This window comes from Ruegeria discodermiae, assembly GCF_030758345.1.
Lineage (GTDB): Bacteria > Pseudomonadota > Alphaproteobacteria > Rhodobacterales > Rhodobacteraceae > Ruegeria_C.
The window spans coordinates 1-20,715 of the sequence record NZ_JAVAMO010000003.1 but is presented as its reverse complement, the minus strand read 5'-3'; the positions used below and the strand labels follow the sequence as shown (position 1 = coordinate 20,715).

Below are 20,715 nucleotides of genomic sequence, written 5' to 3'. Positions count from 1 at the left end.
CTACTCAAATAAAGGGTTTTGGGGCAGGGGCGCGATCGCTGTCGCCCGAGTTCGGTTCACCGACCGGTTCGATCAGCAGCACCTTGACTTCGGTCTCGGCCCGAGGTCGGTGCACGACACCTTTTGGCACGACGACCATCTCTCCGGCTCCGAAGGTGACAGACGGCGCATCGTCGTAATCCATAGTGACGCTGCCTTCGAGCACGAGAAAGAAATCGTCGGTGGTGTCGTGTTTGTGAAACGGAAACTCGCCCTGGAATTTCACCACCATCACATCGTTGTCGTTGTAGCGGGCCACGACATGCGGGTCCCAGTGCGAGGAAAACTGAGCCAGTTTCTCGGCAAGATTGATTTTATGCATGGGTCTTTCCTAATCCTGAATGCGGTTCAATCGGTGCGACTGCATCCCCTCTAAGCGCACGCACCGACTGCGGTCACGCTCAGAGGCAGATTAGGATCAGTAGGCCACGCAGGGACGCGCCGCATGCGGCGTGGGTCACTGGAATATCTGCGCGGTTGATCATGAGGCGAGTTTATACAGGCGCAGCAGGGAATGGGAAGAGCGAATTCGACCAAGGCGTTGCATTGACCTTGGGCCCGGCCCCCCTAGCTGGGCGTCATGGAACGGGCATTGGTAATCGGCGCATCGGGCGGAATAGGTCAGGCAGTAGAGGCTGCGCTGCACGCGCGGGGTGTGTCGGTCGATGGGTTGTCGCGCTCGCGAGATGGGCTGGATCTGACAGATGAGGCCTCGGTCACGCGCGTGCTGGGCGCAGTTGATGGGGTCTATGATCAGATCTTTGTGGCCTCGGGTGGGCTGGAGATTGACGGGGCTGGTCCGGAAAAGACCATCCGCGCGATCCGTGCAACCGCGATGATGGATCAATTCGCGCTGAATGCCGTTGGCCCGGCGCTGGTGCTGCGCGATGCGGCGCGGCTATTGCCACGCGACCGGCGCTGCGTCTTTGCGGCTCTGTCAGCGCGGGTCGGTTCCATCGGGGACAATCGGCTGGGTGGCTGGATCAGCTACAGGGCAGCCAAGGCAGCCCTTAATCAGGTCATACGGACGGCGTCAATCGAGTTGAGCAGGACCCATCGTGACAGCATCTGCGTGGCGCTGCATCCGGGAACCGTCAGGACCGGGCTAACCCAAGCTTATGCGCGAGGGCACGAGACCATGTCGGCAGAGGATGCCGCAGTGAATCTGCTGTCTGTGATCAACGAGCTTGCTCCGGCCCAGACCGGTCAGTTTTTCGACTGGGCGGGTAAACCGATCGAGTGGTAGGTCTCAGCCATCATCTTTGAGTGCGCCATTTTCCCAGGTGCCGGATTCCTCCTGCCCACCTGCATAGCGCATCGTGCCTTCACCCTGGCGTTTGCCATTGCGGAAATTGCCCTCGTAGACATCGCCATTGGCATAGGTGGCCACGCCGTTGCCGCTGATCTTGCCGCCCTGCCACTGGCCGGAATATGTGAACCCATCGGCCATGACGATCTCGCCCTGGCCCTCGCGCTGACCCTTGTTGTAGTCGCCAGTATAGACCGAGCCGTCGGGATAGGTGGCTTTGCCCTGTCCGTGGCGCAGCCCGTCCTTCCAGTCGCCTTCATAGCGGTAGCCGTCAAGATAGGTCATCACCCCGGTGCCGTGGTTCTTGGCGTTCTTGAACTGGCCGTCATATACAATGCCATTGGCATAGATCGCCTTGCCTTGCCCTTCGATGACGCCCGCAATCCAGTCACCTTCATAGCTTGAGCCATCGGGATAGATGATCTTGCCCACGCCATCCGCCAGATCGGCCCGGAAGTCGCCTTCATAAACCGAGCCGTCGGGATAGGTGACGCGGCCTTTGCCCTCGATCTGGCCTGAGACCCAGGCACCGGAATAGCTGTAGCCATCGGTGCCGGTGAACGTGCCCTGCCCGTGGCGCTGATCATCGGCGAAATCGCCGCTATAGGTGTCGCCGTTGGCATAGGTCACCTTGCCGGTGCCTTCGCGGCGGCCTTCGGTCAGCGAGCCCTCATAGACATCGCCATTGGGCTGGGTCAGACGGCCCTCGCCGCTGATCTGCCCCTCAGACCAGAGGCCCACATAGACCAGGCCGTCGGGCAGTTTGAGCGTGCCTTGCCCATGCCGTTGCCCGGCCTTGATCTCACCCGCGTAGCTGGCGCCATCGGGATAGCTGATGGTTCCGGAGCCTTCCTTGCGCCCCTCGATCCAGTCGCCCTCATAGACATAACCGCCGGGGCTTTGCATCACGCCTTTGCCGTGGTGTTTGGCATTCTGAAACCCACCCTCGTAACGCACGCCATTGGCATAGGCAGCGACGCCTTCGCCGTTGATGACGCCGTTCAGCCAGTCGCCCTCATAGGTGCCGCCATCGGCAAAAGTGATCTTGCCCTTGCCCTCGGGCTTGCCCTTGACGAAATCGCCCTCATAGATCGAGCCGTCGGGAAAGCGCGCCACGCCTTTGCCGCGAATCTCTCCATCAGTCCAGTCACCGGTATATTCATAGCCGTTGGGCAGGCGATAGCTGCCGGTGCCATGCTGCAACCCGCCGCGGAAGGTGCCCTCGTAAACACCGCCGATATCGTCCTGCTTGGTCAGAACCGGGCCTTCCTGAGCAAGCGCGGGGCCTGCTGCCCCGACTGCAATTCCGGCGATGATGGTCCTGCGGATCGTGTTCATCTGTGCCTCTGTCTGCTCATTTCCGTGCATCGCTGCACGTGTTTCCGCAAAATTAAGTCAGGCGGCCTCCGGGGGCAATGTCTTTTGCCGCATTTGGCTTTCCCTCTCGGCGTGATCTGGTAAATGGCAGGTTGACCTTTACTGCATGAGGGCGGCATGGCCGACAGTTTCCGCATCACACTGGCGCAACTCAATCCGGTGGTTGGCGACCTTGAGGGCAACGCTGCCAAGGCGCGCGCAGCCTGGCAAGCAGGCAAAGAGGCAAGCGCCGATCTGGTCGCGCTGACCGAGATGTTCATCACCGGCTACAACGCGCAAGATCTGGTGATGAAACCCGCGTTTCACCTGGCGGCAATGGATCAGGTGCGCGCGCTGGCGGCGGCATGCGCCGATGGTCCGGCGCTTGCCATCGGCTGCCCTTGGGCTGAGGATGGCAAGCTTTATAACGCGTATTGCATTCTCAAGGATGGCAAGATCGCCAGCCGAATGCTGAAGCATCACCTGCCAAACGACACGGTGTTTGACGAGGTTCGAATCTTTGATGCCGGTCCTCTGGGAGGTCCCTATTCGGTTGGCAACACCCGTGTGGGATCACCGATTTGCGAGGATGGCTGGTTCGAGGATGTGGCTGAGACGCAGGCCGAGACCGGGGCAGAATTCCTGCTGATCCCCAACGGTTCGCCCTATTTCCGCAACAAGATGGATGTGCGGCTGAACCATATGGTTGCCCGCTCGGTCGAGACGGGGTTACCGGTGATCTATCTGAACATGGTGGGCGGTCAGGACGATCAGGTCTTTGACGGCGGCACATTTGCGATCAACCCGGGCGGCGCGCTGGCGCTGCGGATGCCGGTGTTTGACGAGGCGATCACGCAGGTTGACCTTGAGCGTGGCCCCGAGGGGTGGCGCATCCAACAAGGCGAGATCGCACCGCTGCCCGATGAATGGGAGCAGGATTATCGCTGCATGGTGCAGAGCTTGCGCGACTATTGCGCCAAGACCGGATTCGGCAAGGTGCTGCTGGGTCTCTCGGGCGGGGTGGATTCGGCGCTGGTCGCGGCCATCGCGGTGGATGCTTTGGGCGCTGACAATGTGCGCTGCGTCATGTTGCCCTCGGAATACACCAGCCAGGCCTCTCTGGACGATGCCGAGGCCGTCGCCAAGGCGCTGGGCGTGCGCTATGACTATGTGCCGATCTCTCAAGGGCGTGCGGCGATCACCGAGACGCTTGCGCCATTGTTCGAGGGCACCGAACCGGGCCTGACCGAGGAAAACATCCAGTCCCGTCTGCGGGGCTTGCTGCTGATGGCGCTCTCCAACAAGTTTGGCGAGATGCTGCTGACCACCGGCAACAAATCCGAGGTGGCGGTCGGCTATGCCACGATCTATGGCGACATGGCGGGCGGCTATAACCCGATCAAGGACCTCTACAAGACCCGCGTGTTCGAGACCTGTCGTTGGCGCAACGCCAATCACCGCGACTGGATGATGGGTCCCGAGGGAGAGGTGATCCGACCCTCGGTGATCGACAAACCGCCAAGCGCCGAGTTGCGGGACGACCAGAAAGACAGCGACAGCCTGCCGGATTATCCCGAACTGGACGCGATCCTGGATATTCTGGTGGACCGGGATGGCTCGATTGTCGATTGTGTGGCCGCTGGTTTCGACGCCGAGACCGCGCGCCGGGTCGAGCATCTGGTTTATGTCAGCGAGTATAAGCGGTTCCAGTCGGCCCCTGGTGCCCGCCTGACGCCGCGCGCCTTCTGGCTGGATCGACGCTATCCGATCGTGAACCGCTGGCGCGACCGGACATGAGCGCATAGTTACAACCCTGGGTTTCTGTTAGCGCTTGCGGTGCGGCCATGTTTGTGCCACATTTGCGCCCAACAAACTCCACATTGGTGGAGGGACTTTCGCATTTCAATTGCGAATACAAGGGCCTAGACGAGCAGGAAAACACGCGCTCCGCACGGGGGCGGGCGAGGTGCTTAACTGCTTGGGGTTGTGCCATGACCGACAAATCCGTTTATATTCCTGCCAAGAAAGCGGATTGGGCGCAGGCGAAACCCAAGAAGAAACCGTCTCGGGACGTGTTTTCGGAACAGGCGATCCGCGCGTTTATGGACAAGCATCTGAACGAGACGACGCCCTCACCGCAAATGCGCGGGCTGAAAGCGCGCAAGAAAAAGCCAAAAACTGCCGCTGAGCCGGAGACCTTCAAGATCGCGCAGCCGCAAGACGAACGCTGGCCGGGACGGCTCGGCGCGCTGCTGAGTCGCCTGCGCAGCCGGTAGATACATACGTCATGCCGCGCACTACGCTGCGGTGGGCTCAGTATCCCATGGGAGCGGAATGGCGCGCCAGCCTGACCTGAAGGCTCAATTCCCAGAAAATCCCCCGAAACCCTCACGCAATCCTCAACCCTTCCGCAAGCATGGACCCTGCGGGACGGGTATCTATTTTCCCATAGAAAGCTCGGCACCCTGCCGACCCGGATATGGAGAAAAGCATTGAAACTCATGAAGAAAGGCGCAAAAGGCGCTCCCGTCAAAAAAGTTCAGGAAAAGCTCAACAAGGCTGGCGCCAAACCCAAGGTGACCGTGAGCGGGGTGTTTGACGATGCCATGATGAGCGCGGTCAAGGCATTCCAGAAAAAGCACAAGCTGAAGATCGACGGGATTGTCGGCGACAACACGATGGCCGCGCTTGATGCGCGGGGCAAGGCGCCGAAATGGGGCGTCAAGGATATCTCGCGCGGGCTGAAGCAATTGCGGATGAAGAAAAAGGACCTGACCACATCCCGGATCGACATCGCGGTGCTGGCGGGCGAGCATCACAAGAACAAAGAGATCAAGTCAGCCTACCGGCTGTTTGACATCTCGGCCGAGACCTACAGCAAATACCTGCTGCAATTCACCCGGAAGATGGAGCGGATCGAGGAGTTGCGGGTGGATTTCCAGCGCTACCTGAAGGGCAAGCCGCACGAACAGAAACTGGCCGAAAGCGAGGCGCAGGACCTGTTCAAGGAGATGCAGAAAATGAACAAGATTGCTGCGAAACTCGAACGCATCTTTGAGCGCGACCACGATATGTTCCTGCAAAAGCTGGACGATACGGCGGTTGCGGCGTGACGAGTAAGAACGTCATGTGGGCTTTCCCGCCCACCCGACGTTCGCTAAGTTGAACACTCATAGTCTGATCGTTGGTTCCGAAGTTGTGTAAGTTCAGCGTGAGTGTCCTTATCCAAGCCTAGATCCTCTAAGCTATGTATCGGCTTTAGGCCTTTTGGTACTAATTTTCCCGACTTTGAGCTCAAGAATATCGGACTCAATTCACGCAGATAACGAGTTTCGTTTATGCCAAATGTACGATCGTCTTTTCGAACCGAAAGGAATATTGCATTCGCTCCAAAATCTGCCAATGACATAAAAAGGTCATCCTTTTTCTTGACTGCTGAAATCGAGAACCGATCAACGTTGCGTATAGGAAGAGAACGTTCGTCGAGTGGATTGGTTTGAATGGAGTGTAAGAAAGAGATCAAGCTGCTGTACTGTTGTGTTCGGGCCTCGACGCAGACTCTGACTTGCTCTTTTGGGATGTTGAATGAGCCAAGAACCTGACCAATACGTTCAAATAAATACTGTGATACTTTGTTGTAGTAGTGCGTTGGGGTCTTTCTTGCTTCGCTCAAGTACTCCAGTAGCGTGAGCTTGTTGGAAATGACACCAAGCATCCCGACCGGCTGAGTTGCGATAGTCCTGCTTAGATGAATCCTTTCAAAGTGGTTCATGCTAGTTGCATGTATTCTCCCCTTTCGGTCTCGAAATTCTGAAAGAGCCTCTGAAATCTGTTCGCGATTATCTTCATTGAAGATCGCTGCGCACATACAAAAATACTGGGTAGGACCCGGGCTAGGGTCGGGGCGTACGTTCTTTAATCCCACATCCCCAGACTCATCTATTACGATTGTATACATAAGCTTGGGGTAGAAAAGTAATGGTGGAGGATCAAGGTCCGCCTTGGCAGGCTGTCAACCTTACAAAGTTATTGTGTCCCAATTACTTGGGTCCAACGCATTAGGTATCCAAATGTATACTTTTTTCTTCACAATACTCGAAGTGGTGCACGATTAACTCTACCCTAATGCGAGGAGGATCAGGCCCAACCGTCCATTCTGGAACGAGTCGTCCCAAACCGAAATGTTCCGCTAGCCAAGCGCCGGAAAGAACCCATTCAGACCTTCAAGGATGAGTTCGATGCCGAGAGCGCCGACGATCATGCCCAGCAGGCGGTTCAGGACCAGTTGGGCAATCGATGGCAGGAACTGCGCAAAATAGGATGCGATGGCTAAGCACAGGGCGATGGCTCCGGCCACGGTCAGGATCAGCAGGCTTATGAGTGCATCATGGTTCCAGTGGAAGTCCTCATGCGAATAGACCATGACGGCGCTGATCGCGCCGGGTCCTGCAAACAGCGGCACTGCCATGGGGAAGATACCTACCGCGACCGGATGGGTGCCGCCCTCTGTGGTGTTCGTCTCGGTCTCTGACCCCATCAACCCCAGCATATTCAGGGCAATCAGCAGAATGACCAGACCGCCGAGCAGCTTGAAGGCGTCAATCGTGATGCCGAAGACCGCCAGAATGGATGGCCCAAAATAGGCAAAAACGAACAGAATCGCGGCGGTCGCTGCCGAGGCGACGAACCCGGTCACAAGCCGACCCCTGCGCGTCATGTCGGCGGTCTGTTGCAGGAAAATCGGAATGCTTCCGGGTATGTCGATAATTGCGATCAGGGCGATGAGAAACTTGACGTACTCGGCCCAATCGAATCCGGCAACCTCGGAGGCAATTCCGGAAGTCACCTCACAAACTTCTTATGCTTCAACCGTTTGGGTTCCAGTGCGTCTGGGCCGAGACGGCGTTTCTTGTCTTCTTCGTAATCCTCGAAATTGCCCTCGAACCATTCCACATGGGCGTCGCCCTCGAAGGCGAGGATGTGGGTGCAGATGCGGTCGAGGAAGAAGCGGTCGTGGGAGATGACCACGGCGCAGCCGGCGAAATCGACCAGCGCGTCTTCCAGCGCGCGCAGGGTTTCGACGTCGAGGTCGTTGGTCGGTTCATCGAGCAGCAACACATTGCCGCCCTCTTTCAGCAGACGGGCCATGTGAACGCGGTTGCGCTCACCCCCGGAAAGTAGCGAGACTTTCTTCTGCTGGTCGCCGCCCTTGAAGTTGAAGGATGAGCAATAGGCGCGGGAATTGACCTGTGCGTCGCCCAGTTGGATGATCTCGGCCCCGCCGGTGATGGCTTCCCACACGGTGTCATTGTCTTTCAGGTCGTCGCGGGACTGGTCGACATAGGACAGCTCGACCGTGTCGCCCAGCGTGATGGTGCCGCTGTCGGGCTGTTCCTGACCAGTGAGCATCTTGAATAGCGTCGATTTACCGGCACCGTTGGGGCCGATGACGCCGACGATACCGCCGGGGGGCAGGGCGAAATCCAGCCCTTCGATCAGTTGCTTGTCGCCCATATGTTTCGACAGACCCTCGACCTCGATCACCTTGCCGCCGAGGCGCTGGCCGTTGGGGATGACGATCTGGGCGCGGGTGATCTTCTCGCGCTCGGACTGGCTGGCCAACTCGTTATAGGCCTGGATACGGGCCTTGGATTTCGCCTGACGGGCCTTCTGGCCCTGCCGCATCCATTCGAGTTCACGTTCCAGCGTCTTCTGCTTGGACTTGTCCTCGCGCGCTTCCTGTTCAAGGCGTTTGGCCTTTTGTTCCAGCCATGCGGAGTAGTTGCCCTCGTAAGGAATGCCGCGGCCCCGGTCGAGTTCGAGGATCCATCCGGTGATGTCGTCCAGGAAATAGCGGTCATGGGTGACGATCAGGATGGTACCCTTGTAGTCGATCAGGTGTTGCTGCAGCCAGGCGATGGTCTCGGCGTCCAGGTGGTTGGTCGGTTCGTCGAGCAGCAGCATGTCGGGCGCTTCGAGCAGCAGTTTGCACAGCGCCACGCGGCGTTTCTCACCCCCTGACAGGTTGGCGATTTCGGCATCATCGGGCGGGCAGCGCAGCGCCTCCATGCTGACATCAATCTGGCTGTCGAGATCCCAGAGGTTATCGGCATCGATCTTGTCCTGCAATTCGGCCATTTCCTCGGCGGTCTCGTCCGAGTAGTTCATCGCCAGCTCGTTATAGCGGTCGAGGATGTCCTTTTTCGACTTCACCCCCAGCATCACGTTTTCCCGCACGCTGAGGCTTTCGTCCAGTTTCGGTTCCTGCGGGAGGTAGCCGACCTTCGCACCCTCGGCGGCCCACGCCTCGCCGGTGAAATCGGGGTCGAGCCCTGCCATGATCTTCATCAGGGTCGATTTACCCGCGCCGTTGACGCCGACGACGCCGATCTTCACGCCGGGCAGGAAGGACAGGTGAATGTTTTCAAAGCATTTCTTGCCACCGGGGTAGGTCTTGGAAACACCCTGCATGTGGTAGACATATTGATAGGCGGCCATATCGTGTCCTTTGAGGCGGAGAAATCAAGTTGGCGAGCTAGATAGCCAAGCCGGAGGGGCGGGGCAAGCTGGTGGTTTTGTGAATTATGCCTGCTCATGATTTGAGGTAGCCTGACCGGGCTGAAAGAGGGGCATGATTTGTCGCAATTGGCGGATTTGATAGCGGGTTGGAGGCAACCCGGTCGGATCGAGTGGATCGGTTTGCGGCCAGATCGGCGTGCGGAGATTGTTCGCGTGGCCTCAGCCATGATTGCCGGGGATGGGTTGGAAGGGGATCGCGCTCGCGCAGGCAAGCGGGCGGTGACGCTGATCCAGCAGGAGCATCTGGAGGTGATTGGTCGGTTTCTGGGGCGCGGGCCGGTCGCGGCGGAGGTGCTCAGGCGCAATCTGGTGATCTCGGGCATCAATCTGGCCGCGCTCAAAGGACGAGAGGTGCAGGTCGGTGCAGCGGTTTTGCGCTTTACTGTGATCTGCGCGCCGTGCAGCCGGATGGAGGAGGCACTGGGCAATGGCGGATACTCCGCCGTGCGCGGGCATGGCGGCTGGTGCGCCGAAGTGGTGCGTCCCGGGCCTGTAAGCCTGGGGGATCTGGTGCAACCTGTTGATTGACAAGGCGGCACAGTTCTGAACAACAGCAGAGAATGTTGCGAAGCTCCATACCATATGCGCGGCCCGGGCAGGTCATCGGGTTGTTCGGCGGGTCGTTTGATCCGCCGCATCGGGGGCATGTCCATGTCACGCTGGAGGCGATGAAAGCGTTTGGGCTGGACCGGGTTTGGTGGCTGGTCTCGCCGGGCAATCCGTTGAAGTCACGCGGGCCGGCCCCGATGGATCAGCGGCTGGCGGCGGCGCGCAGGGTGGTCCGGCATCCGCGGGTCGAAGTGACGGATATCGAGGCGAAGCTGGGCACGCGCGCCACGGCGGATACGATCCGGCGCTTGCGGGCGCTCTATCCGCAGGTGCGGTTCGTCTGGCTAATGGGCGCGGACAACCTTGCGCAATTCCATCACTGGCAGGAGTGGCGTTCGATCATGGAGTCGGTCCCCGTCGGGGTCGTTGCCCGCCCGGGCGAGCGCATCTCAGCGCGGATGTCCCCGGCGGCGCAGATCTACCGGGGCTGTCGGTTAGACGGGCAGGCGCGCCATCTGCTTGGGCAGGCACAGGCCCCGGCCTGGTGTTTTGTCAACGCGCCGATGATTGATTTGAGCTCCACAAGGTTACGGGCCAAAGGAGGTTGGATCGCGTAAAGGGCGAGCTGTTTTGGGTCACAGCGGCGTGAAGTTGCAACATAAACTCTTAAAACTGCAATTGTCCGGTTGCCCCGGGATTCAGGCATCGGTTTTATACCGGCATGAGATCTCGCGTTTCAAGACGAGCCTTTCTGAGCGCCGCCGCCTCCTTGGCGGCGACTGGACCGTTGCTTGCTGCCGCGCCGAAGACCTCGCTGCGTCCGCAGGCGCGGGTCAAGCGCAGTGCGGCCGAGCGGGTCATCGCCGCCTCGGGCCTGAGTGGAGAGGTGAGCTATTCGGTGGCTGATGCCACGACCGGCGAGATTCTTGAGACTTTTGGAGGCGAGGCGGCGTTGCCGCCCGCCAGTGTGGCAAAGGCGCTGACGGCGCTTTATGCCTTGGCGGCGCTTGGCCCCGACCACCGTTATGAGACCCGCCTGATTGCGGATGGTCGTATTGAGGACGGTGTGCTGCATGGCAACCTGATCCTTGCCGGGGGCTCTGATCCGACGCTGGATACCGAGGCGTTGGCCGAGATGGCCAAGCAGTTGCGGGAATCAGGCCTGCGCGAGGTGCGCGGCACGTTCAAGGTTTATAACGGGGCGCTGCCGCATACCCGCAGCATTGATCCGGGTCAGCCGGATCATCTGGGCTATAGCCCGGCAGTGTCCGGGATCGCACTGAACTACAACCGTGTACATTTTGAGTGGAAACGCGGCCCCAACGGGTATTCAGTGACCATGGATGCCCGGACCAGAAACTACAAACCGCGGGTCAGCATGGCGCTGATGCAGGTCGTGAACCGGCGGGTCCCGGTTTATACCTATGAGGAGGCGGCGCGGCTCGACAAATGGACCGTGGCCAGCCAGGCGCTTGGCAATGGCGGTGCGCGATGGTTGCCGGTGCGCAAACCCGCGCATTATGCGGGTGATGTGTTCCAGACGCTTGCTCGGGTCAACGGGATCGTGCTGGGCAAGGTCAATGTCACGCAGTCCCGGCCCGGCGGCGCCATTCTGGTACGCCACAAGAGCGCGCCTCTGGTCGATATCCTGCGCGGGATGCTGAAATATTCCAACAACCTCACCGCCGAGATGGTAGGGATGAGCGCCACAAGCGCGCTCTATGGGCGGCCTGAAACACTGCCTGCCTCGGCAAAGGCGATGAGCGACTGGGCTGCCGAAACCTATGGAATGCAGAACACGCTTATGGTGGATCATTCGGGGCTGGGCGATGGGTCTCGTATGGCACCCGAGGATCTGGTGCGCGCCTTCGCGGTGGCCCATGAGACCGACGAATTACAGCCCTTGCTGAAACGTTTTCCGATGCGGGATTCCGAGGGGCGCGAGAACCGCGCACATCCGATTCGGGTGGAGGCGAAGACAGGCACACTCAATTTCGTATCCGCATTGGGGGGCTATGCCACCGGGGCGGACGGGCGCGATCTGGCTTTTGCCATCTTTACAGCAGACATGGAAAAACGTAGCAAAATCGCCCGCGCCGACCGAGACGTGCCACCCGGCGCGCGGGCCTGGAATCGCCGGTCGCGCCGTTTACAGCAGAAGTTGATAGAGCGCTGGGGAGCGCTCTATGACAGCTAAACCTCAGACTGTATGGCGAGCGCGCGCGCCACGTTCGATCGCGGCGGCGTGCAGGCGTTCGACGTTCAACTCGTAGCGGATTTCTTCCAACAGGCGCAGTTCGGTATCCGCCAGTGATCCGTCAGCGGCGGCCACGTCGCAGGCCAGGGCATATGCGGTCTCGTTCAGCCGTTCCGGCAGGTTATCGCGGATCAGTCCAAACAGCGCGTCCAGACCGTCAACTTGTTCGAACAGGTCGAACACGGTCTGGGACACGAAGTTGATGCGGTCGATATCATAGTCAGCGAAGACCGGCAGCATGTTGACGGCTGCCTGTATCTTGACCAGTTCCGCCGTGCGGATGTTTTCGTCCGACGCGGACACGGCCACCATGATCGCCACGAGGCAATCTTGGGGCGTCATCGGGTGGGGGGCTTGTTGTGTCATTCGCGCGTGTCCTGCCGGGTTGTGAAATCCTGCGCACGATACGAAGCGATTGGACCGGGTTCAACTGCGACGTAACGAATTTTGGCTCTATCTGGGGATCGCTGGTTTGCGGGGTGTTCCGGTTTGATCAAGTGCGGTTTGGTGCAGCGTTCTGTCGATCTGTGCATCAACGGGCGATTGACTTATGCTGCATCCGCACAATAGGAGATGCCGGGCCGGTTGCATGGGGCAGTCCGGCACTGTGGCCCCGAATGGCCATCCCGATGGAGACCGATATGTCTGAACTGCGTGAAACCGCTCTTGCGTCCAAGGCCTGGCCTTTTGAAGAGGCGCGTCGGGTGCTCAAACGCTACAGACATGCCCCTCCGGAAAAGGGCTATGTGCTGTTCGAGACCGGCTATGGCCCCTCGGGCCTGCCCCATATCGGCACCTTTGGTGAGGTGGCGCGGACCACGATGGTGCGCCGCGCCTTTGAGGTGATCAGCGACATTCCCACCAAGCTGATCTGCTTTTCCGATGATCTGGACGGGCTGCGCAAAGTGCCCGGTAACGTGCCCAATCGGGAGCTGATGCAGGAGGCGCTGCAGAAGCCGCTGACGTCGGTGCCCGATCCGTTTGGCACCCATGACAGTTTTGGTGAACATAACAACGCCATGCTGCGCCGGTTCCTGGACACGTTCGGGTTCGAATATGAGTTTATCAGCTCGACAGAGTTTTACGGCTCGGGTCAGTTCGATGAGGTGCTGCGTCGCTGTGTCGAGCGCTATGACGAGATCATGGCGGTGATGCTGAAAAGCCTGCGCGAGGAACGCCAGCAGACCTATTCGATTTTCCTGCCGATCCATCCCGAGACGGGCCGGGTTCTGTATGTGCCGATGAAGTCGGTGAATGCCGAGGAGGGCACGATCACCTTTGACGACGAGGATGGCCGCGAATGGACGCTGCCGGTCACAGGTGGCAATGTGAAGCTGCAATGGAAGCCGGATTTCGGAGCGCGCTGGGCGGCGCTGGGCGTCGATTTCGAGATGTTCGGCAAGGACCATTCCACCAATGCCTCGATCTACGGGCGCATCTGCCAGATCCTCGGCACCAAGGCGCCTGAGAACTACACTTATGAGCTGTTTCTCGATGATCAGGGGCACAAGATTTCGAAATCTTCCGGCAATGGCGTGTCGATCGACGAGTGGCTGACCTATGCCAGCGCTGAGAGCCTGTCTTATTTCATGTATCAAAAACCCAAGACCGCCAAGCGGATGTATTTTGACGTGATCCCGAAGGCGATGGACGAGTATCACCAGCAGTTGCGGGCCTATCCCGGTCAGGACCTGAAGGCCAAGCTGAACAACCCGGTGTTTCATATTCACGGCCATAACGTGCCGGCCTCGACCTTGATCGTGCCATTCGGGATGCTGCTGAACCTCGCCTCTGTTTCAGGGGCCGAGGATAAGGAGGCCCTGTGGGGCTTCATTCGCCGTTATGCGCCCGAGGCCAGCGCCGAAAGCCATCCCGATCTGGATCAGGCGGCCGGGTTTGCGGTGCGCTATTTCAACGACTTCGTGAAGCCGACCCGCACGTTCCGCGCCCCGACGGATCAGGAACGCGAAGCGCTGGAGGCGCTGCGCGCCGAACTGGCAGCCTATGATGGTCCGGTTGAGGATGAGGCGCTGCAATCGGTGGTCTATGCGGTCGGGCGCGACCGGTTTGATCCGCTACGGGGCTGGTTCACGGCGCTCTATGAGGTGCTGCTGGGCGCCAGCCAGGGGCCGCGGTTTGGCGGGTTCATCGCGCTCTATGGCGTGGACGAAACCATCGCGCTGATTGACAAGGGGCTGGCGGGCGAGCTGCTCTGACCTTTGACGTGCTTGCGCGCCGGGCTACCTTTCTGACTGGAAACGGAGGGTAGCCCATGCGTCATCTGATTTTGTCCCTGATCCTTGGGCTGGGCCTGTCCCTGTCGGCGCAGGCCCAGAACGATGAGATTCAGTCCAATATTCAGGCGCAGATCGACGCCTTCAAATCGGATGATTTCGCCACGGCCTTTACGTTTGCCAGCCCCTCGATCCAACGCCTGTTCGGGACCCCGGAGAACTTTGGCGCGATGGTGCGCAATGGCTATCCGATGGTCTGGCGGCCTGCCGATGTGCGCTTTCTGGAGCTGCGCGAAGTGGCGGGCCAGCTGTGGCAGAAAGTGATAATTACCGACGCGGCAGGCAATTTGCACGTGTTGGATTACCAAATGGTCGATTTTGAAAACGGCTGGAAGATCAACGGCGTACAGATCCTTGATGCGCCGGGCTCTGCGGTATAGCGCAACACCACCGTGACGGTGCGCTAAGCCAAGTTTGACCTATCCCGAATATCCCTTTGAGCAACCGGGCTGCGCCCCGGATTGGGTTTGCTGTGCGCGCAGGCGCGTTTGGGAAAGGGATCGGGATGAACAAGGCAATCACGGACGGGATCGTATTCATGCCTCCGGCATTCAGCGCGGGGCTGAATGTCTGGTCGAGCGGAGACGGCAGGCCGGGCTCGGGGACATATGCGAACGCGCCAAATGCGGCTTTTGTTCCGGCGGATGCAGATTTCGGCGGCTGTCTGGAGATGCAGAAGACCAGTGCCACGCAGAAGCTGCGCTACATGGGGCAGACCCCCTTGCTGCCGGGCTGTTACTTGCGCGTGCGCGCGCGCGTGAAGGCGATCTCGGGTACTTTGCCCACCGTGCGCATTGCCGGTTGGGCCGGTGGTGCGGGTGAGGCGCAGGTAACAGGTGTTCCCACCAGGGGACCGGCAGTGGCGCTGACAAGTTATGGCGAGGTTGTCGAGGTTTCTGCGATTGTTGGCACCGGGCGTCGAGACGGCGTTGATCTGCCCTGGGGAAGCGCCGCCATTTTCGGGCATTTCGGGATCAATCTGGAAGGGCCCAATGGCGGGATTGTCCGGATTGACGATATCGAGATCGAAGATGTCACCGGCTTTTTCTTGCGCGACATGATCAATGTGGTCGATATCCGCGACTACGGGGCGGTGGGCGACGGGGTCACGAGTAACAACGCGGCATTTGTGGCGGCGGATGCAGCGGCGGATGGACGGCGCATATTGGTGCCCGAGGGCGTGTATCATCTAGCCGACTCGTTGGCGCTGTCCTCGGAGGTTGAGTTCGCGGGCACGGTGACGATGCCGACGGCTAAGACCTTGGTGCTGACCAAAAACTTTGATCTGCCCAGCTACATCGCAGCCTTTGGCAACGAGGAACTGGCCTTTCGCAAGGCGTTTCAGGCGTTGCTGAATAACTCTGATCATGAATCACTGGACATGGGCGGGCGCAAGGTTTCAGTTACTGGTCCGATTGACATGCAGGGGGCGGTGCCGAACCGGACCAGCTATGCGACGCGGCGCATCATTCGGAACGGGCAGTTGGATGCGGCCCCCAGTTCGGCCTGGGATACTGAGACCTTTGCATCGCAATGCACCTATGACCCCTCGTCGGATAACCGCAAGCTGCGAAATGTCGCAAACATCGCAAATATCCCGGTCGGAGCGCTGGTCACTGGCAACGGTGTGGGGCGTGAGGTTTATGTGCGATCCAAGAATGTGGGCGCGGGTGAGATCACACTGAACACGTCGCTTTATGACGCGGCAGGCACGCAGAATTTCACCTTCACAGCGTTCAAGTACCTGCTGGATTTCAGCGGCTTCAGCCAGCTTTCGAAGTTCGGAATGCAGGGGATCGAGTTTCAGTGCAATAGCAGGTGCAGCGCGATCCGGCTGGCGCCAAATGGCATCATCTTCAATGTCAGCGATTCCTTCATCTCGCGTCCCAAGGATCGCGGTATCACTTCGATCGGGGGTGGGTGTCAGGGCATGCTGATTGATCAATGTCAGTTTCTGTCCTCAGAGGACGCATTGAACGTCGCTGGCCGCAAGTCGATTGCCCTGAACGTCAATGCCAATGACGTCAAGTTGCGCAACAACCGTGCGACGCGGTTTCGGCATTTCGCGGTTCTAGGTGGCTCGAACCACATTGTTCTGGGCAATCATTTCTTTCAGGGCGATGGGGTGGCGAACGGGACCCGCACCGCAGGTCTGGTGCTGGCCAACACCTATGTCAGCACCGGCCTGGTCGGGAACTACGTCGATAACTGCTATATCGAATGGACCAACGAGAGGGACGCGACGCCGGATTACAATTCGGAGTTCTCGTTCAGTGCGCTGAGCATCACCGACAACGTGTTCCTGTCGAGTGATGTGGCGCCCTGGTTCAGCTATATCGTGGTCAAGCCGCACGGTGTCGGCCATTTCCTGAACGGGGTGACCGTCACCGGCAACAAGTTCCGCAGCACCAACGGAGCGATCGATCGGGTTGAGCGGGTCGATACCAGCTTTGCCGGATTTGACTATAGCCGGTTCAAGGACGTGCAGTTTAACAGCAATTCCTTTCATGCGATCGAGCACCAGGTGGCCAATCCGATCCGGGTGCGGCACACCCAGTCCAGCGATGCCAAGACCTGGACCGTCGACCCCGGCGAAAAGCTGCCATTTGGGGCAAGGGCACGTGCCGTCGATTCCGTGGTGCCGATCGGGGCGGTGGTCAACTGGACCGGTGTGGCGAACCACGGGATGCCCTACGTGCTGCTTGAGCGCGGGTCGGATCGGAACAAGGTCGATGTGGTGTGGCAGACGGCCGTGCGCGGTACCGCCGATGTCCTGGTACGTATCGACAAGGACAAATGAGTGCGGCGCTCGGGCGGCAGCGGCATGGTGTCGCCCGAGCGCTCAGAAATTCCGCCAGAAGCCAAACTTGAGACCGAACCCGTCAGGATGCGCGGAGCGGCGTTCGACCCCGATCAGCCAGCGCGTGCCCTTTTTGCCGCGAAGAAGCAGAGCGGGAGTGACGGTCCAGTAAAGCTCATCGTCTCGGACGTGGGCGGTTTCGATCTGCAGCAGCGGGTTCACAAAACGGTCAGCGGACATTCCCAATGTGAGATCGAATTTGCGGATCTGCTGGCCGATACCGGTCCGGTGTTCCAGTGCGACGTCCGCCGCAACCCATGCCGGGCCGAGGCCGGTGGTGACACCGCGACCATAAGACAACGTGACCTTGTGCATTGCCGCTGTCCGGCCCAGCCTGTGATGCGCGCCGGTGCCAAGTTCGATCGCAAAGCGATTGCGCCAATCCGGTGGCGAGAGCGGCAGACGGGCAAAGACCAGGGCGTGACCGCTATTTCCGGCCCGGTCATTGATATCGATACCTAGCGTCAGGCGGTTCAGCAGACCGTATTCGGCATAGATCGCACTGCGATATTCTACCACTTCGCCCGGTTGGTATCCGGTTGTGGTCGCCGACAGAAAACCGCCACCTTTTTCCTGCAGCCACGCGCCCGCGCTCCCCGGTGTTGCACCACCTAGGACCATCAGCGACATCAGCAGAGATCGGATCGTCAGCACCATCTGCTGAGAAACTTCGTAAACCTTGGTTAACGAGTGGTTATCATGAGGCGATCGGTGGGCGTTCCGCGGCGTTTTGTGCATTGCCCCGCATCGGCTGATCGCTAAGCTGCCCCTTAGCATCCAGGGGAGGACGCATGGGTCACGTCATCACAATCGCGCAGCAGAAAGGGGGCTCGGGCAAGACCACGATGGCCGTCAATCTTGCGGTTGCCTTTGCGCGCGCCGGCAAATCCGTGGCGCTGATGGATACCGATCCGCAGGGCTCTGCCGGACGCTGGTTCATGACCCGTGTCGAAGACCGCGAAGATCCGGGGCTGGAGTTTTCCACCGCCTCGGCCTGGGGGGTCACCTATGAGGTGCGTAAACTGTCCGATTCCCATGACATCGTTATCATCGACACGCCGCCCAAGGCCGACAGCGATCTGCGTCCCGCGCTGCGCTCCAGTGATTTGGTGCTGATACCCGTTGCGACCTCACATCTGGACCTCTGGGCGGTTGAGACCATCCTCGATCTAGCCAATCGCGAGGGAAGACCCGCTCTGATGGTCATGACCCGCGCCCGCCCGGGCACGAGACTGGGCGTCGACGTGACCGCAAAAGCCTCGGAGATGGAGGCGGATGTGGCCGAAGAGGTGCTGGCGAACCGGGTGGTCTATGCCGAAACGCTGGGCAAGGGCAGTGCGGTGCTTGAGGCGCCGAAAGGCCCAGCACATCAGGAAGTCACTGGTTTGATGCAGGAAATCGAGCGCAAGCTGCAAAAGCTGTGATAAACTGAACATCAGCCAGGGAGGACCCCATGCCAACAATTTCCAAATCCGCGACGGTTCAGACCGTCATAACCACCTTCGAAATGACCCCGGGCACCTGCCAGGACCTGCTTGAGGCGCTGACCGAAGCCTATGCCGAGTTCATTTCGAAACAGCCCGGCTTTGTCGCGGCGGGCTTGCATGTGAACGATGCCCAGACCCGGATCGCCAACTACTCGCAATGGCAAAAGCGCGAGGATTTCCTTGCCATGCTGCGCACGCCCGAGATGCGCGATCGCAATCGCCGCATTCACCAGCTCTGCAAGAGCTTCGAGCCGGTGATGTATGATGTTGCCGAAACCTTCAATTGACCTGATTTGAATCAAGGCCGCGAGGGCAGGGATATTCCACCATGATGCGGGTCAGTGGAGGGCCCCGTCATGTATCACAATATCCTTGTCCCGATCGCTTTTGAGGCAGAGCGCGATGTCTCTGGCTCGCTCAAGTTGGCGCGTTTGCTGGCAACATCCGATGCCCGGATCACGTTGCTGCATGTAGTCGAGCATATTCCGGCTTACGCCATCAGTTACCTTCCTCCGGAATACATGATCGAAATGCGCAAAGGACTGCAGGCGGAGCTGGATGCAAAGGCTGCCGAGTTACCAAACGCAAAGGGCGTGCTGATCGAAGGTCACGCGGGCCGGTCGATTCTGGATTGGGCCGAAGTGAATAAACCTGATCTGATCATCGTCGCTTCGCACCGGCCGGGGATGCAGGACCTGTTGCTGGGCTCGACCGCTGCCAAGATCGTGCGGCACGCGCCCTGCGCCGTGCATGTGGTGCGCTGATAGCAATTGCGCGCCCGCCCGTTTGACGACAGATTGAGCGCCGTGCCGGTGTCGCAACAGGAGGGCGCGCATGACCGATGGTGTCGAACAGGAATTGCGTGCCTTGCGCGAAGAGATCGAGCGTTTCAACAGCCATCGCTTTGTGCAGGTGCAAAACTCGCTTGGACGGATGCTGTTTCAGGCGCTGCTGCGCGGGATGGCTGTTGGTCTGGGCACGGTGATCGGTGCTTCCATCCTGGTCTCTGTTTTGGTCTATATCCTCAGTCAGATCGACTTTGTGCCGGTGATCGGGGACTGGGCCAAGGAGATTGCCGAGGAGATCAAAGCCCCCAATGGCGAGGTTGAGCCGGGCGCTCAGGGTGGCACATCTGCTTCGGAGTAAAGTTGCGGTCGGAGAACTGGCTGCATTGTTGCCCCAAGGCGGACAATTATCAAGATTTCACGCAACTGTGTTCCAGATCACAGACACCCTCGCTTCGGCGAATCTATGGTGTCGGTGTTGTTATTTTCAACATTTCAGATGGGGGCACAGCCATGCATTATACCAAGCACACAGCCGCCCCGGGTCGGCGGGGGGCGCGTTATTGTACGCTAGATAGTCCGACCACATTTGTTGCGCGAGTCAGGCATTTTTTGCTGCGCTGTTTCGATATGCAATATCGGGTGAATCAGCAAAACAGCCGACAGGACACGGCGACACGGCAACGGTTACAGTAACGACGCCGATCGGCGCTCAGACTGTGCATCAAGTGCGGCCCCGAATTTTTCGGGGCCCCATTTTTCGCCCAAGGCCTGCGCATCAAGGCCGCCTGGGTTTGCGGGGTCAACCCGCCTGCAAAGGGGGGTCGCGATCGAGGTTTGTCGAAAAGGAATCCGTATGGGCGACCGCGCCCTGCAATGTCAGGGCTGCCGACAGATCGTGAACATCGACCGGATAACACGCCGTCTGTCGTAGACGGGAATATTGTGCGTTATTTGGGTCGCATGTGGCACATCATGTGATTCCAACTGCCTAGTGACCAGAGTGAGAAACTCGGAAATGTCACATGCCGCCGGATCAAAGAACCCGGCTTCTGTTCTGATTGCTTGCTCATGGACTCCTCCCTTAAGTGTCATTCGCTGCGCATATCGGTCCCGGTGGCCTGGGCCTTGGCGGCTTTAGGGATTGTTACCATCAAAGTTGCATGTGTCACGGTTGATCCGCGCCGTCTTGTGGCGAGA

General features: G+C 59.4%; 21 protein-coding genes. 14 read left to right on the top strand and 7 right to left on the bottom strand.

Annotation, left to right across the window (positions count from 1 at the left end; genetic code table 11):
* Positions 1–4 precede the first annotated feature (4 nt).
* Positions 5–361 carry a cupin domain-containing protein gene (locus Q5Y75_RS09155; protein WP_306196531.1) on the bottom strand — a complete coding sequence of 119 codons (357 nt, stop codon included), beginning with the start codon at positions 359–361 and terminating at the stop codon, positions 5–7.
* Positions 362–619: 258 nt separating this feature from the next.
* Here Q5Y75_RS09155 and Q5Y75_RS09150 point away from each other — a divergent pair, with 258 nt between their 5' ends.
* Positions 620–1,285, top strand: a complete 666-nt coding sequence (locus Q5Y75_RS09150; RefSeq protein WP_306196530.1) for an SDR family NAD(P)-dependent oxidoreductase — start codon at positions 620–622, stop codon at positions 1,283–1,285.
* 3 nt (positions 1,286–1,288) lie between these two features.
* Here Q5Y75_RS09150 and Q5Y75_RS09145 read toward each other — a convergent pair whose 3' ends face one another.
* Entirely contained in the window at positions 1,289–2,686 is a 1,398-nt protein-coding gene (locus tag Q5Y75_RS09145; RefSeq protein WP_306196528.1) for an MORN repeat-containing protein, read from the bottom strand.
* Positions 2,687–2,842: 156 nt separating this feature from the next.
* Here Q5Y75_RS09145 and Q5Y75_RS09140 point away from each other — a divergent pair, with 156 nt between their 5' ends.
* From Q5Y75_RS09140 to Q5Y75_RS09130, 3 genes are all read left to right on the top strand, one after another.
* The gene (locus Q5Y75_RS09140) at positions 2,843–4,501 is read left to right on the top strand and encodes an NAD+ synthase (RefSeq protein WP_306196525.1); all 1,659 of its coding nucleotides are present in this window, start codon (positions 2,843–2,845) and stop codon (positions 4,499–4,501) included.
* Positions 4,502–4,695: 194 nt separating this feature from the next.
* Positions 4,696–4,980, top strand: a complete 285-nt coding sequence (locus Q5Y75_RS09135) for a hypothetical protein (protein WP_306196523.1) — start codon at positions 4,696–4,698, stop codon at positions 4,978–4,980.
* Between the two features lie 225 nt (positions 4,981–5,205).
* Entirely contained in the window at positions 5,206–5,817 is a 612-nt protein-coding gene (locus tag Q5Y75_RS09130; protein WP_306197237.1) for a peptidoglycan-binding domain-containing protein, read from the top strand.
* A 44-nt stretch (positions 5,818–5,861) separates the two neighbouring features.
* Here the strand turns inward: Q5Y75_RS09130 and Q5Y75_RS28480 are convergent, their stop codons facing one another.
* From Q5Y75_RS28480 to ettA, 3 genes are all read right to left on the bottom strand, one after another.
* Positions 5,862–6,662, bottom strand: coding sequence for a DUF3800 domain-containing protein (locus Q5Y75_RS28480; protein ID WP_371933246.1), 801 nt, complete (start codon positions 6,660–6,662; stop codon positions 5,862–5,864).
* 231 nt (positions 6,663–6,893) lie between these two features.
* On the bottom strand, positions 6,894–7,550 hold the full coding sequence (locus Q5Y75_RS09125) for a MarC family protein (RefSeq protein ID WP_306196521.1): 657 nt from the start codon (positions 7,548–7,550) through the stop codon (positions 6,894–6,896).
* Positions 7,547–9,202: an energy-dependent translational throttle protein EttA gene (ettA, locus tag Q5Y75_RS09120; RefSeq protein WP_306196519.1), complete on the bottom strand. Its 1,656-nt coding sequence runs from the start codon at positions 9,200–9,202 to the stop codon at positions 7,547–7,549. The genes Q5Y75_RS09125 and ettA overlap by 4 nt, the downstream gene beginning before the upstream one ends.
* 234 nt (positions 9,203–9,436) lie before the next feature.
* On the opposite strand from ettA, the gene Q5Y75_RS09115 reads away from it, so the two are divergent.
* The 3 genes from Q5Y75_RS09115 (at position 9,437) to dacB (ending at position 12,029) form a co-directional block, all read left to right on the top strand.
* On the top strand, positions 9,437–9,811 hold the full coding sequence (locus Q5Y75_RS09115; RefSeq protein WP_306196517.1) for an MOSC domain-containing protein: 375 nt from the start codon (positions 9,437–9,439) through the stop codon (positions 9,809–9,811).
* Between the two features lie 35 nt (positions 9,812–9,846).
* Positions 9,847–10,449 carry a nicotinate-nucleotide adenylyltransferase gene (locus Q5Y75_RS09110; protein WP_306197235.1) on the top strand — a complete coding sequence of 201 codons (603 nt, stop codon included), beginning with the start codon at positions 9,847–9,849 and terminating at the stop codon, positions 10,447–10,449.
* Between the two features lie 104 nt (positions 10,450–10,553).
* Complete coding sequence (gene dacB / locus Q5Y75_RS09105) at positions 10,554–12,029, top strand: D-alanyl-D-alanine carboxypeptidase/D-alanyl-D-alanine endopeptidase (protein WP_306196514.1); 1,476 nt, start codon at positions 10,554–10,556, stop codon at positions 12,027–12,029.
* Between the two features lie 3 nt (positions 12,030–12,032).
* Here dacB and Q5Y75_RS09100 read toward each other — a convergent pair whose 3' ends face one another.
* Positions 12,033–12,455, bottom strand: a complete 423-nt coding sequence (locus Q5Y75_RS09100) for a tellurite resistance TerB family protein (RefSeq protein WP_306196512.1) — start codon at positions 12,453–12,455, stop codon at positions 12,033–12,035.
* A gap of 275 nt (positions 12,456–12,730) precedes the next feature.
* On the opposite strand from Q5Y75_RS09100, the gene Q5Y75_RS09095 reads away from it, so the two are divergent.
* The 3 genes from Q5Y75_RS09095 to Q5Y75_RS09085 all read left to right on the top strand — a co-directional run bounded on the left by Q5Y75_RS09095 (position 12,731) and on the right by Q5Y75_RS09085 (position 17,183).
* Complete coding sequence (locus Q5Y75_RS09095) at positions 12,731–14,305, top strand: lysine--tRNA ligase (RefSeq protein WP_306196509.1); 1,575 nt, start codon at positions 12,731–12,733, stop codon at positions 14,303–14,305.
* Between the two features lie 56 nt (positions 14,306–14,361).
* On the top strand, positions 14,362–14,763 hold the full coding sequence (locus Q5Y75_RS09090; protein WP_306196507.1) for a DUF4864 domain-containing protein: 402 nt from the start codon (positions 14,362–14,364) through the stop codon (positions 14,761–14,763).
* A gap of 125 nt (positions 14,764–14,888) precedes the next feature.
* On the top strand, positions 14,889–17,183 hold the full coding sequence (locus tag Q5Y75_RS09085) for a glycosyl hydrolase family 28-related protein (RefSeq protein WP_306196505.1): 2,295 nt from the start codon (positions 14,889–14,891) through the stop codon (positions 17,181–17,183).
* Positions 17,184–17,225: 42 nt separating this feature from the next.
* On the opposite strand, the gene Q5Y75_RS09080 is transcribed toward Q5Y75_RS09085, so the two are convergent.
* On the bottom strand, positions 17,226–17,900 hold the full coding sequence (locus Q5Y75_RS09080) for a hypothetical protein (protein ID WP_306196503.1): 675 nt from the start codon (positions 17,898–17,900) through the stop codon (positions 17,226–17,228).
* Positions 17,901–18,034: 134 nt separating this feature from the next.
* Between Q5Y75_RS09080 and parA the strand changes: the two genes are divergently transcribed.
* The 4 genes from parA (at position 18,035) to Q5Y75_RS09060 (ending at position 19,876) form a co-directional block, all read left to right on the top strand.
* Positions 18,035–18,667 (top strand): ParA family partition ATPase, encoded by a 633-nt coding sequence (gene parA / locus Q5Y75_RS09075; protein ID WP_306196501.1) that lies wholly within the window; start codon positions 18,035–18,037, stop codon positions 18,665–18,667.
* Positions 18,668–18,696: 29 nt separating this feature from the next.
* Complete coding sequence (locus tag Q5Y75_RS09070) at positions 18,697–19,017, top strand: antibiotic biosynthesis monooxygenase family protein (RefSeq protein WP_306196499.1); 321 nt, start codon at positions 18,697–18,699, stop codon at positions 19,015–19,017.
* Positions 19,018–19,086: 69 nt separating this feature from the next.
* Complete coding sequence (locus Q5Y75_RS09065) at positions 19,087–19,494, top strand: universal stress protein (protein ID WP_306196496.1); 408 nt, start codon at positions 19,087–19,089, stop codon at positions 19,492–19,494.
* Between the two features lie 70 nt (positions 19,495–19,564).
* Positions 19,565–19,876 (top strand): DUF5665 domain-containing protein, encoded by a 312-nt coding sequence (locus Q5Y75_RS09060; RefSeq protein ID WP_306196494.1) that lies wholly within the window; start codon positions 19,565–19,567, stop codon positions 19,874–19,876.
* Positions 19,877–20,715: the final 839 nt, after the last annotated feature.

Coding starts and splice junctions, on each gene's coding strand:
- Q5Y75_RS09155 (WP_306196531.1), bottom strand. CDS start 361: ATGCATAAAATCAATCTTGCCGAGAAACTGGCTCAGTTTTCCTCGCAC.
- Q5Y75_RS09150 (WP_306196530.1), top strand. CDS start 620: ATGGAACGGGCATTGGTAATCGGCGCATCGGGCGGAATAGGTCAGGCA.
- Q5Y75_RS09145 (WP_306196528.1), bottom strand. CDS start 2,686: ATGAACACGATCCGCAGGACCATCATCGCCGGAATTGCAGTCGGGGCA.
- Q5Y75_RS09140 (WP_306196525.1), top strand. CDS start 2,843: ATGGCCGACAGTTTCCGCATCACACTGGCGCAACTCAATCCGGTGGTT.
- Q5Y75_RS09135 (WP_306196523.1), top strand. CDS start 4,696: ATGACCGACAAATCCGTTTATATTCCTGCCAAGAAAGCGGATTGGGCG.
- Q5Y75_RS09130 (WP_306197237.1), top strand. CDS start 5,206: ATGAAGAAAGGCGCAAAAGGCGCTCCCGTCAAAAAAGTTCAGGAAAAG.
- Q5Y75_RS28480 (WP_371933246.1), bottom strand. CDS start 6,662: ATGTATACAATCGTAATAGATGAGTCTGGGGATGTGGGATTAAAGAAC.
- ettA (WP_306196519.1), bottom strand. CDS start 9,202: ATGGCCGCCTATCAATATGTCTACCACATGCAGGGTGTTTCCAAGACC.
- dacB (WP_306196514.1), top strand. CDS start 10,554: ATGAGATCTCGCGTTTCAAGACGAGCCTTTCTGAGCGCCGCCGCCTCC.
- Q5Y75_RS09100 (WP_306196512.1), bottom strand. CDS start 12,455: ATGACACAACAAGCCCCCCACCCGATGACGCCCCAAGATTGCCTCGTG.
- Q5Y75_RS09095 (WP_306196509.1), top strand. CDS start 12,731: ATGTCTGAACTGCGTGAAACCGCTCTTGCGTCCAAGGCCTGGCCTTTT.
- Q5Y75_RS09090 (WP_306196507.1), top strand. CDS start 14,362: ATGCGTCATCTGATTTTGTCCCTGATCCTTGGGCTGGGCCTGTCCCTG.
- Q5Y75_RS09085 (WP_306196505.1), top strand. CDS start 14,889: ATGAACAAGGCAATCACGGACGGGATCGTATTCATGCCTCCGGCATTC.
- Q5Y75_RS09080 (WP_306196503.1), bottom strand. CDS start 17,900: ATGGTGCTGACGATCCGATCTCTGCTGATGTCGCTGATGGTCCTAGGT.
- parA (WP_306196501.1), top strand. CDS start 18,035: ATGGGTCACGTCATCACAATCGCGCAGCAGAAAGGGGGCTCGGGCAAG.
- Q5Y75_RS09070 (WP_306196499.1), top strand. CDS start 18,697: ATGCCAACAATTTCCAAATCCGCGACGGTTCAGACCGTCATAACCACC.
- Q5Y75_RS09065 (WP_306196496.1), top strand. CDS start 19,087: ATGTATCACAATATCCTTGTCCCGATCGCTTTTGAGGCAGAGCGCGAT.
- Q5Y75_RS09060 (WP_306196494.1), top strand. CDS start 19,565: ATGACCGATGGTGTCGAACAGGAATTGCGTGCCTTGCGCGAAGAGATC.